This is a genomic window from Corynebacterium provencense (assembly GCA_900049755.1).
Lineage (GTDB): Bacteria > Actinomycetota > Actinomycetes > Mycobacteriales > Mycobacteriaceae > Corynebacterium > Corynebacterium neomassiliense.
Window position 1 is genome coordinate 68,428 of sequence record LT160594.1, and the last position, 11,908, is coordinate 80,335.

Annotated in this window: 8 protein-coding genes; 5 read left to right on the top strand and 3 right to left on the bottom strand. The window is 69.0% G+C overall.

Annotated elements, in window-relative coordinates:
* Positions 1-139: 139 nt before the first annotated feature.
* The 3 genes from BN3906_RS13560 to BN3906_RS13570 form a co-directional block, all read right to left on the bottom strand.
* The gene (locus BN3906_RS13560; protein WP_066590147.1) at positions 140-760 is read right to left on the bottom strand and encodes a DUF2020 domain-containing protein; all 621 of its coding nucleotides are present in this window, start codon (positions 758-760) and stop codon (positions 140-142) included.
* A complete protein-coding gene (locus BN3906_RS13565) occupies positions 757-1,368 on the bottom strand; it encodes a TetR/AcrR family transcriptional regulator (protein WP_078057542.1) in 612 nt (203 codons plus the stop codon). Before BN3906_RS13565 ends, BN3906_RS13560 begins: the two co-directional genes overlap by 4 nt.
* Before the next feature lie 180 nt (positions 1,369-1,548).
* Positions 1,549-2,319: a 3'(2'),5'-bisphosphate nucleotidase CysQ gene (locus BN3906_RS13570; RefSeq protein WP_066590151.1), complete on the bottom strand. Its 771-nt coding sequence runs from the start codon at positions 2,317-2,319 to the stop codon at positions 1,549-1,551.
* Positions 2,320-2,552: 233 nt separating this feature from the next.
* On the opposite strand from BN3906_RS13570, the gene BN3906_RS13575 reads away from it, so the two are divergent.
* The 5 genes from BN3906_RS13575 to BN3906_RS13595 all read left to right on the top strand — a co-directional run.
* Positions 2,553-4,586, top strand: coding sequence for a cellulose biosynthesis cyclic di-GMP-binding regulatory protein BcsB (locus BN3906_RS13575; RefSeq protein ID WP_066590153.1), 2,034 nt, complete (start codon positions 2,553-2,555; stop codon positions 4,584-4,586).
* The gene (locus BN3906_RS13580; RefSeq protein WP_066590154.1) at positions 4,583-6,097 is read left to right on the top strand and encodes a hypothetical protein; all 1,515 of its coding nucleotides are present in this window, start codon (positions 4,583-4,585) and stop codon (positions 6,095-6,097) included. Before BN3906_RS13575 ends, BN3906_RS13580 begins: the two co-directional genes overlap by 4 nt.
* A complete protein-coding gene (locus BN3906_RS13585; protein ID WP_066590155.1) occupies positions 6,094-7,536 on the top strand; it encodes a glycosyltransferase in 1,443 nt (480 codons plus the stop codon). The genes BN3906_RS13580 and BN3906_RS13585 overlap by 4 nt, the downstream gene beginning before the upstream one ends.
* A complete protein-coding gene (locus BN3906_RS13590) occupies positions 7,536-9,188 on the top strand; it encodes a glycosyltransferase family protein (RefSeq protein WP_066590156.1) in 1,653 nt (550 codons plus the stop codon). Before BN3906_RS13585 ends, BN3906_RS13590 begins: the two co-directional genes overlap by 1 nt.
* A gap of 9 nt (positions 9,189-9,197) precedes the next feature.
* On the top strand, positions 9,198-11,908 hold a 2,711-nt coding region (locus BN3906_RS13595; RefSeq protein WP_147593024.1), incomplete at its 3' end, for a DEAD/DEAH box helicase.

Below are 11,908 nucleotides of genomic sequence, written 5' to 3' on the forward strand. Positions count from 1 at the left end.
GGGGGCAGCAGCATGTGCGTGTACCCGCAGGCCACGGTGTCGGCACGGAGTCGGGAACTGGCCCGTTTGATCGGGCATGGTCGGGTGGCAGGTCCGCCAGCCCGTCAGGGGGTGTATGGAACGGTGAACCCCCGGCTGCTCAGAGTCCGAGACGGCTGATGGTCTCTTCCGCCAGTCGCTGGGCTTTCACCGACTGGTCCTGGGTCGTGTTCACCACAACAGCCACGTTGTCGCGGTAGACCGCGTACACCGCGCCGCCGCCGGGAACCCCGTACTCACTGTCAGAACTGCCGCCACGACCTCCCGACCACCCCTCCGGCTGCGTCGCTTTCGTCGTGGAGTCCACAGGTGCGGCGTGGTTCACTTCGTCCACCGCGGCGCTGTGGGTCGTCATGGTCCGGACCCGGACAACGGCCTGGGGAATTTCACCGTAAGACCAGAAAACGCAGGCAGGCGGGTCGAACCTCTGGTCCAGGGATGTTCCTGTCCACCGCTCGCCGGTGGACTGTTCGACTTCGCCGCCGTCGAGGTAGGGGCAGACGGCGTCCCGTGGGCCGGTGAGGTCCGCCGCTTCGCCGACCGGAAGTTCGGAGCCCGTGACCGCGGGCCAGGTTGTCTCGTACCCCTGCCCCGTTCCGGATGAGAGTTCCGATGCCGGCACGGCTGTTTCCTGTGCGGCAGGGGAGGAGTGTGAACAGGCCGTGGCAAGAGTGAGAGCGGCGGCAGAGATGACGTGAAGGAAAGCCTGGTGGACTCTCATGCCGGTCTCCTGGCTCCGGCGATGAAATCCCCTTGCCCAGAACCTATGAACTCCCGTTCCAGTCCGGCGATAATGGTCTCGACACTGTCCTCTCGAACCAGTTCCCTGAGCCCTTCTGAGAGGAGAGGTGTGTTGTCGCAGGGGACCAGGAATGCGCCCGTGAGTGCACTGAACAGCAGTGACGCGACCGAGTAGGACCTGCGCGGCGAAAAACCGAGTTCGATGAGGCGCTCGAAGTGTGTTCGGAAAGGGGCTGTGGTGAACCGGGATACCGGGTCGCTGTATCCCGAGGCCACCTCGGGGAGATCCGGGTGACGAAGGCACAGTTTCCACCATTCGTCAGCTGCGTGCCGGAGCGTGTCCTGCCAGCACAGTTCCCCGGGGACAGGATTGACCTCCGACAGGATCTCGTCGATGCACACGTCCAGCAGCTGTTGGTGGGACGGGAACCGGCGGTACACCGCCGCAGTGGTCACCCCGAGTTCCCTCGCTATCGCCGCGACGCTGAACGACCCTATGCCCAACCGTAGAGCAGTGGCAGTGACATCATCTTCGGTGAACCGCGGACGTCGGCCGGGATGACGTCGGCCGGTCGTGTTCTCTGCCATGGAGCGGGAGTGTAAGAGTCCCTTGTTTTGAACGCCTATTCGTCCGTGGAAAGGCTAAGTTATATCCCGTAACCAGGGGCGATATGAGATTATTTCACCCCGTAACTTTCAGCTTAAGAGCCTTCAGTATATGTGAACGCTGCCCGCTGCCCGAACAGGGACAGGCGCAGGAATCCGCTACTACTCCGACGGTCGGTAGCCCCCGTGCTCCCCGAAATACTTCGCGGCCTCCGACAGGATGGTGTCCGCCAGCTCCGGCCGACAGATGAGAATGTCAGGCAGGTAGGTGTCCGCGTTGTTGTACACCAGCGGAGAACCGTCCAGCCGACTGCAGTGCAGGCCCGCAGCCAGACATACGCCCACCGGGGCGGCATTGTCCCATTCGTACTGCCCGCCCGCGTGGACGTAGGCGTCATTGTCCCCCAGCAGAACGCTGACGGCCTTGGCCCCGCAGGAACCCATCGTGGTGAGCTCCATCCCGGTACGCTCGGCGATCTGGACCGCCACCGGCGGGGTCGTGGTCCGCGAGATCACCATCCTGCCCGTCAGATGGCCGGGCACCGCCCGCGCCTCCCCGGTGGTGAAAACCTGCCCAAGGTCAGGCATGCCGACAGCGGCGGTGGTGACCGTCCCGTTGACGGCGAGAGCGATGTGGACCGCCCAGTCCTGCCGCACCCCCGCGTATTCCCGGGTCCCGTCGAGCGGGTCGATGATCCACACCCGTTCGCGCTCCAGGCGGACCAGATCGTCACCGGCCTCCTCCGAGAGCACGGCGTCCTCCGGCCGGTGCACCGCCAGTGCCCTGGCTATCCACTCCTGGGCGATCGAGTCCCCGGCGTCCCCCAGTTCGCCGTCACGCAGCAGACCGACATTCCGGACACCCTTGAGGATCTCGCCGGTGCCCTGGGCAAGGCGGTGTGCGAGTGTTTCGTCGTCGATGGTGGACGTCATAGGTCAACAGTCTAACCGGGCGGAGTGCAGTTGCGGGGTCCTGATCACCGTGAGTTCTGTCCGTTCTGTACCGGAACTGACCCCGGAGCGGCGCTGAGCGCGCACGGATTTTCCGGCGGGGGTTGCGGCGGGGGGAGAAACAGTGCACGCTTACCGTCCGAAAGTGGTGGGGTGTTAGTATTCCGCGGTCCGGCACCACCCGCAGACGCCGGCGACATCATCGAAAGCCGCTCATGTCATCCAGAATTTCCCGCGCCGCCGCCCTTGTCACGGCCGCCGCACTGCTCACGACCCCCGCCCTTGTCGCCGCACCCGCGTCCGCGGCAACTGACCCGAGGATCAGCTTCCGCGACCTCGGCGTCCCCGAACAGGAACAGTTCCCCGGACGCACCGCGACAGTGACCGTCACGCTGCCCGTCCCCACAGGACTGACCCCCACCGCGCTGCGGGGAACGCTGCAGGTCCCCGCCGCCTACTCCCGTGGGGTCATGGAAGTTGTCCAGGACAACCGGGTCCTCGGGCGGGCGACCGTGGAATCAGGGCAGAACCGCGGTGACATCCCCGTCACCCTGCCGCTCGACGGAATCGACGTCACCGGCGACGGGGCCACCGTCCAGCTGCGGACCACTCTGGACCCTGTCGACGAAACCTGGTGCCACGATCCACTGGACACGGTCACCTCCGTCCTGCGTGACGCCTCGGTCAGCTACGACGGGACCACACGTCCGCCGGCCACCCTCGCCGAAGCGCTTCCCCCCGTCCTCGGGTCCCTCACCGTCACCGTCCCGGCGCAGCCGGACGCCAGCGTCACCGCGGCAGCCCTTGAGACCACCACCGCGGTCGCCGCGATGTACCGCTCCCAGGCGCCGGAGATCCGCGTCGTGGAACGGGACCGTGCCGGCGCAACCGCAGCCGACGGTAACGCAGCTGACGGCACCGCAGCCGACGGTACCGGGGTTCAGGACGCCGCCCTCACCAGACGCATCGACATCCCCGGAGACAACGGGCACGGCATCACCCTCGAACACCCGGGCACGCCCGAGGCGACCGTGGTGCTCCACGGCACCGGCGAAGACCTGCTCGACCAGGCCCGGCTACTGACCTCAGGAGACCCCGACACCGGGCTGACAGGACTGCTCGACAGCACCGACGCGCACGCCCGCGACATCCCCGTGGAACTGTCCCCCCGGGCAGAAACCCTGGCCGACCTCGGCGCCACCGCCCTCACCGCCACCGGTACAGGATCCGCACAGGTCGTCCTCGACATCGGACAGGGTGAACTCGGCAGGCTCGCAGGCTCGGTGAAACTCCACCTCAGCGGCAGCGTCAGCCCCCTGCCGGCAGATGCGCCGGGAGAGCTCACCGTCGCGGTCAACGGCACCGTCGTCGACCGGACGACAACCACCGGCGACAGCACCCTCGCCTCCGGAGTACTCGACCGCGAGGTGGACATCCCCGCGGACCTGCTGACCCGTTACAACTCAGTCACCCTCACCTTCAGCGGTTCCGGGGTGCAGGGATGCGGAACCACCGCGCCCCTGACCCTCCGGGTGGACCCTGAAACTACGGTGACCAGTACAGCCGCCGAGGATCCCACCCGCCTCACCCACGGATTCCAGGCACTTCCCGCCGCCCTCCTCCCCGAGGTCGACGTCATCCTGACCGACGGTGACGCCACGGACGTCGACCGCGCCGCACGGATCCTCTCCGGGTTCCAGTCCACCACCGGAGCCCGGGTGCGGCCCGTGCCCGTCGCCCCGCAGGACGCCGGAAGCACCCGGGACTCCGGGCGACCCCTCCTCGTCGTCGACGCCGACGGTGACGGCGGAGACCTCACCACCGGTGAGGCGCTGCCCGTCACCTTCACCGACGGCGTCCTCACCGCCGACGGTCTCCAGGCGGAAACCTCCACCGACCTCGGCGTCCTGCAGACCAGATGGGACCATGACCGTCACCGCATGAGCGTCATCGCAGGGTCGACCGGTTCCCCCGAACTCCTCGACCAGCTGATCGACGACCTCGACCGGGCCACCGACACCGGCCGGGGCACCGGGTGGGCCGACCTGCGCGGCACCGCCGTGGTCAGCCAGGACGACGGTGGCGTCCACGAGATCGGCGTCCCCGACGACCGTCCCGCCCCGGCCGCCGACCAGGCAGACAGTTCCACCCGTTCCGGTAACGCGACCCTGGCCGCCGTCGTCGCAGCTGTCGTCGTCGCCGCCCTGCTCGTCGCCGTGGGCGTGGCCGTCCGGAGGCGTCGTCCGTGATCAGGTACCTGTGGCGCTGGCTGGTGCTGCTCGTACTCTGCGTCACCGGATACGCCAACAGTGTCGGCCAGCTCCTCGCGACAGGGTCTCCCACCGGCATCGCCTACACGGTCGCCGCCGCGTCCATGGCCGTGGTCATGTTCCTCGGCGTGGAACTGCGCAGGCGACCGGACCTCCCGATCCACGACAGGGAGGTCGACTGGATCGTCGGCGTCATGGCACTCATCCTCGCGGTGAGTCTGCGGACCATGCTCGCCCCCCGGCTCATCGAATGGTCCGACCTGCTGAGACTGGACGTTCTCAGCCTCATCGTGTTCACCTTCGGCGCATCGGCCCTCCTGTTCGGCAGCCGGTCGACACTCCGGTTCGGTGCGGCGTGGGCCGTCCTCGTGATCTACAACGGCCCGGTGTATGCCCTGGTCACCCTGCTGTGCGGTGGCGGATGGGCAGGATCGGCGCTGGCCACGACCCTGGGGGTCACCGTGGCCCTCGTCGCCGTCAACGACGGGTCCGCCCGTCGACGCACCGTCGTCGGCGGCATCTCCTTCGGCGTCGGCGCGCTGCTCTGTCTGATCGGGCAGCTGCTCCCCGGGGCAGGCACGCGTGGCGCAGATACTGCCGTCGCCGTGCTGACCTGCCTTCCGGGACTGGCCGGGGCCGTGGTGGCGTCCCTCACCGAGATCCGGGTCCGCCACGCCAGGCCCAGGATCAGGAGACGTCTGCCCTCCGTCCCCGCCGCACGGCTGGCGGGCCTGCCCGTGCTCGTCGCCGCCGCCGTCCTGGCCGTCGCACCACTGCCGCGACCACCGGTGACCTCCGTGACCGAGGACGCGCCCGGGACGACGGCCGTCGCCGCCGGAGTTCCCCTGCCCTACGGCTGGGAACAGACCGGTGAGACCTCCTTCGGCTGGGCGTCCCGCTACTTCGGTGCGGGAACGACCTACCTCCGTCAGCAGCTGCGGGCCACCACGGTCATCCCCGCGTGGGACCGGGAGGGACGCCACCGGGAGGTCATGGTCGACACCCTCGTCCCCGGTGACGAGGACACCTCCGGCCGTTTCGGTGAGGAGGAGTTCTACAGCTCCGTCAACGGGCGACGGTCACCGGCGTACGACATCGATCTCGGCCACGGTGTGACCGGACGGGTACACACCGTCCTCGACGAGGACGCCTACCTGACGACGACGTTCCTCCGGTTCAGCTGGCGCGACGACGGACCCGACGGCAGAGTCCGTCACGTGTCCGTCCTCGCCGTCGACGACCACCGGCCCGGCGCGGCGTTTCCCCTGGTCACCGACAGTCTTACCGGGCTGGCGGGACGGATCGTGACCGTGCTGCTGCGCGGTGGCGCGGCGACACAGAGCACCGTGACCGGGGCCAAGGACCTCGACGTCGTGGCTGCCGTCGGGCGGGGCATCATCGACGCCCGGTGGAAACAGTCGGGCCCGGCGGAACAGGCCGGGCAGACCGGGCATAACGGGCAGGGGAACCAGGGAGAGGAAACGGCATGACCGCCACCACTGACGAACGGTCCCGCGCGGCGCTGCACGACGCCGTCCACGGACTGCGGGAGCGTACCCCGGAGTTCTCCGCCTCGGTGGTCTTCACCCGGGCACAGAAAGTGGCGGTCGTCGTCCTGCTGGCGGTGGTCGTCACGGGCGTCATCGTCGCCAGGTCGACGACACTCGTCATCCTCAGCGGACTGTCCGTCGCCTGGTACGCCGCCGCACTCATCGACCGGTTCATCATGTTCCGACGGGGACTGCGCGGCGACGCCATCCTCCGGGTCGACGACCGTGAGGCCATGGCCCTCCCCGCCGCCGACCTGCCCTCCTACACGGTGCTGGTCCCCGCCTACGGTGAACCCGAAGTCGTCGGCCAGCTCATCGGCGCGGTGAGATCCCTGGAGTACCCCGCGGACAAACTCCAGGTCCTGCTGCTGCTGGAGGAGGACGACGCCCCGACCATCACCGCCGCCCGGGCCGCCGTGGCGCAGGACCCGGACGCAGGATCCACGGTCACCGTGGTGGAGGTCCCCGCCGCCGAGCCCCGGACCAAACCGAAGGCCTGCAACTACGGACTGCACTACGCCACCGGTGACATCGTCACCATCTACGACGCCGAGGACACCCCCGACCCCCTGCAGCTGCGCCGCGTGGTCGCCGCCTTCCGGCGACTGGGCCCCGAGGTGGTGTGCATCCAGTCCAGGCTGTCCTTCCGCAACGTCCGTCAGAACCTGCTGACCGCCTGGTTCACCGTGGAGTACGACGTGTGGTTCAAACTCATGCTCCCCGGGATCATGAAGATGAACGCCCCCGTGCCGCTCGGCGGCACCTCCAACCACTTCCGGCGTCCTGTACTGCAGAAACTCGGGGCATGGGACCCGTTCAACGTCACCGAGGACGCCGACCTCGGGGTGCGTATCGCCGCCCACGGCTACCGGACGGCCGTGCTGGACTCCGAAACCCTGGAGGAGGCCAACAGTGACACGATCAACTGGCTGCGCCAACGCTCCCGCTGGTACAAGGGGTACCTGCAGACCTGGCTGGTGTACATGCGCCGTCCCGGCTGGTTCCTCCGCGAGATCGGGTGGCTGCCGGCCCTGAGGTTCACACTGCTCATGGCGTCCACCCCGGTCACCGCGGTGATCAACCTGATGTTCTGGTACCTGTTCCTGCTCTGGATCATGGGCCAGCCCACCTTCGTCGCCGAACTGTTCCCCCCGGTCGTCTTCTACCCTTCGCTGGTGTGCCTCGTCGCCGGGAACGCGCTGACGATGTACATGAACCTGGTCGGTGCCCGGGAAGGGCGTGAACCGGCTCCGCTGGTCGCCGTGTTCACCTACCCGGCGTACTGGCTGCTGATGAGCATCGCCGCGGTGAAGGGCATGTGGCAGCTGGTGTTCCGCCCCTCCTACTGGGAGAAGACCGCCCACGGACTGGAGGAGTGATGCGCGCACGATCCTCTGACACGGTCGTCTTCACCGCGGCAGCGGTGGTCTACCTCGTCGCAGGGACCGTCGCGGCCTTCGACGGGGTGTTCTTCGGCGACGCCCTCAGCCGTGTGCAGTCCGCCGCGGCGGTCCTGTTCAGCCGGACCCCGGCACTGGTGGACATCGGTTTCGTCTTCACTCCGCTGAGCACTCTCCTGGAACTGCCGCTGGTCGCGCTGACACCGTGGATACCGGCGATGAGCGACAGGGCCCTGGCTGGAGTCATCGTCTCCGCACTGTTCATGGCGGGAGCGGTCCTGCAGGTGTGGCGGACCGGTGCCGACCGTGGCCTGCGGACGTCACTGCAGGTGGTCCTCACCGTCATCTTCGCCGTCAACCCCATGGTCGTGCTGTACGGGGCCAACGGCATGAGCGAGGCCCCGTTCCTCTTCGCCGTGGCGTGGGCGACCCGCCGGCTCATGCGGTTCTCCCGGACCGATGACGTCCACGACCTGACCGCCGCAGGTATCGCCGTGGCACTGTCCTTCCTCGCCCGCTACGACGGACTGGTCTCCGCCGCGGTGGCCGGTGTGTTCGTCGGGACCGTGACCTACCTGCGCACCCGGGGTGACAGGCGCCTGGCGAGGGCGGTAACCGACGTGGTGGTCTTCACCTTCCCGGTCGGGGTCGCGGTGCTGGTGTGGTTCGGCACCTCCTGGCTGACCACCGGGACGTTGAGTGTGCAGACCAGCGGGGTGTACGGCAACGCCGCGATCCTGGAGGCCAGTGGCGCGACAGGGTCCGGCGTCCCCGCGGCGACGGATTCACTGGTGCGCATCCTCATGCTCGCCCCCGGGCTTCCGGTCCTGGTCGCCGTCGTGGCACTCCTCGGGCACCGTCGGCGTTCCCCGGAAATGTGGGCGCCGGTCGCCGTCCTCGGCGCAGTGCTGGTGTTCCAGTTGCTCACCGCGGTCACGGGTGCGACCTTCGGACTGCTGAGGTTCTTCCTCGTCGCGCTTCTTCTCGCCACCGTCCTGGGGATGCTCGTGCCGGACCCGGTGGGGGAGGTCGTCCCGCGGCGTCCCGGTCTGCGTCCCACGGCCAGGGGTGACCACCCGCTGACAGGACACCCGGTGCTCGCGGCGACCGGGGTGGTCGTCCTCGCGCTCACCGGTACGGTCACCACAGCGTGGGGGATGACCTCGCGTACCTACGCACCGCAGGAGTACGCGCTCGCGGCGGCGACGCCCCTGGCGTCCGGTATGGACGCCAAGGACCTCGAGGACCGCCGGGCCGTGCTGCGGACCTGGGGGACCGAGCGGCGGATCGCCGGGTACCTGGACTCCCGGGACCTGCCGGAGGGCAGCGTCCTGCTTGACGTGGCCTTCGGTTTCCCGGTGGTGCTGTTCTCCCGGGACCCCTCGGTGTTCACCGTGCCCTCGGACCCGGATTTCGTCACCTCGCTGGACGACCTGTGGAACAGCGGGGTGCGCTACGTGCTCACCGTCCCGCCCGAGGGCCGTGGGGCACAGGACGCCGTGAACCTGCGGTACCCCACCATCTGGGAGGACGGGGCGGGAGTCGCCACCCTGGAACTGGACGTGCCGAACGACGGTGTCGGTCAGCCGGACTTCCGCCTCTACCGGGTCCGGGAGAACCCGCGTGGTTGACTGGTGTCCATGACCGACGTTCGTGCCACAGAACCCGGGGACGATCCCCTGGACCGTTTCTTCGCCCCGGTCGCGTCCTGGTTCCGGGAGGTGTTCGGGGAGCCGACCGTCGTCCAGTCCCGCGCCTGGGATGCCGTCAGCAGGGGAGAGCACGCGCTCGTCGTCGCCCCCACCGGGTCGGGTAAGACACTCGCGGCCTTCCTCTGGGCACTGTCCAGGTTGACCTCCCGCGGGCTGATGCGCGGTGACGGGGAACCGGCCGGCACCCGGGTCCTCTACATCTCACCCCTGAAAGCTCTCGGAGTGGATGTCGAACGCAACCTCCGGGTCCCGTTGGCGGGGATCGCACGGACCGCGGCGGCCGGGGGGACGGACATCTCCCCGGTGACCGTGGGGGTGCGCAGCGGCGACACACCGCAGAATGAACGGGCGAAACTGCTGCGCACCCCGCCCGACGTGCTGATCACCACCCCTGAGTCCCTGTACCTCATGCTCACCTCGAAAGCTGCAGGAACCCTGGTCAACGTCGACACGGTCATCGTCGACGAGGTTCACGCGGTAGCCGGAACCAAACGTGGTGCGCACCTGGCACTGAGCCTGGAACGCCTCGACGCTCTCGTCGCCGGTGCCGGTAGTGACGGTCGTGCCGGTAGTGCCGGAGGCACCGGTGGGCAGGTGCAGAGGATCGGCCTGTCTGCGACGGTGAACCCGGTGGACACCGTGGCGTCCTTCCTCGGCGGCGACAGGCCGGTGACGGTGGTGGCCCCTCCCGTGCACAAACTGGGGGACGTGCGGATACGGTCCGTGGTCCCGGACTTCCGTGACCCGCCCGAAGCCCCCGAATCCCCGGAGACCCCCGCCGGTGACCCCGACGGTGACCCCGACGGTGACGTGCCCGGTCACGGCGGGGGAGGACAGGCACCGGGCGACGACGCCCCGGTCGGGCCGGTGCTCACCGGGGGAGGGACAGGAGGAGGCACCGACGCAGGATCCGGGCGACGCGTCGCCCCCGGACTGGACCGCGAATCCGCACTGCCGCAGCAGAAGTCCGTATGGCCGCACGTCCAGCGCGCGGTGTACGAACAGGTCATGGCGGACCGTTCGACCCTGGTCTTCGTCAACTCCCGCCGCACCGCCGAACGGCTCACCGGTGCCCTCAACGAAATGTGGGCCCGGGAACACGACCCGGAGTCCCTGGCCGCCCCCACCCGCAGGGATCCCGCACAGGTCATGGCACAGTCCGCCGCCGTGCCCGGTGCGCCCGCGGTCATCGCCCGTGCCCACCACGGGTCGGTGTCCAGGGATGAGCGGGCGGACATCGAGGCGGGGCTGAAGGAAGGCACCCTGCGGTGCGTGGTGGCGACATCATCACTCGAGCTCGGCATCGACATGGGACTGGTCGACCACGTGATCCAGGTCGGGGCACCACCCGGGGTGTCCTCGGCGGTGCAGCGCGCCGGGCGTGCCGGACACTCCGTGGGCGCGGTGTCCAGGTCGACGGTGTATCCGCTGCACCGGGCGGACGCCGAGATCGCCACCGTCATCGTCGACCGCATGCTTGCCGGTGACCTCGAACCGTTGCACGTGGTGACCAACGCCCTCGACGTGCTGGCACAGCAGACCGTGGCGCGGGCCGTGCAGGCAGAGTCAGCGGGGGAGGAGGGTGTGGACGTCGAGGAGTGGTTCCGGACGGTACGGCGGGCCCACCCGTACGCCGCCCTGCCGAGAGAGGCCTTCGACGGGGTCATCGACCTGGTCAGCGGACGCTACCCCTCCACAGACTTCGCCGACCTCCGGCCGATGCTGGTCTACGATGCGGTCACCGGGCAGCTCACCGCCCGCCCCGGGGCCCGCCGTATCGCCGTGACCAGCGGGGGGACAATCCCGGACCGTGGGCTTTTCGGGGTGTTCCTCCCCGCCGACGGTGACAGCACCGCGGGGGGACGCCGTGTCGGGGAACTGGACGAGGAGATGGTCTACGAATCGCGTGTGGGGGACGTCTTCACACTGGGGGCGTCCTCCTGGCGGATCGCCGAGATCACCCGTGACCAGGTCATCGTCACCCCGGCCGCCGGCCACACCGGCCGACTGCCGTTCTGGGTGGGGGACGCTGAGGGGCGCCCGGCCGAACTCGCACCGGTGATCGGGGCGGCGCGCAGGTCATGGGGAACCGGTGGTGACGGGGACCTGAGGTCGGCGTCCTTCCTCGACGACAACACCCGGGCCAACATCGACATGTTCTACCGTGAGCAACGGGAGGCGACCCGGGTACTCCCCGACGAGAGGACCGTACTGATCGAACGGTTCCACGACGAGGTGGGGGACTGGAGGGTTGTCGTGCATTCCCCGTGGGGGAGGTCTGTCAACGCTCCCTGGGCGTTGGCGATCGGTGCGGAACTCAACCGACGGTCCGGTATCGACGCGATGGCGGTCGCCGGTGACGACGGCATTGTCCTGCGCCTGCCGTACAGCGAGAACCCGCCCGGCGCCGAACTGCTCACCGGTGAGGGGGCGGACCCGGTGGTACCCCGGCGGCCGGCCGGGGCCCCCGGGGTGACCGGCTCCGGAGGTCCTGACCTGTCCGGTCCTGCGGAAGAGGTGGTCCACGAGGTCATCGACGCCGTAGGCTCCTCCGCCCTGTTCGCCGGACGTTTCCGCGAGTGCGCCGCCCGGTCACTGCTCCTGCCGCGGCGCAACCCGGGCCGCCGCCAGCCGCTGTG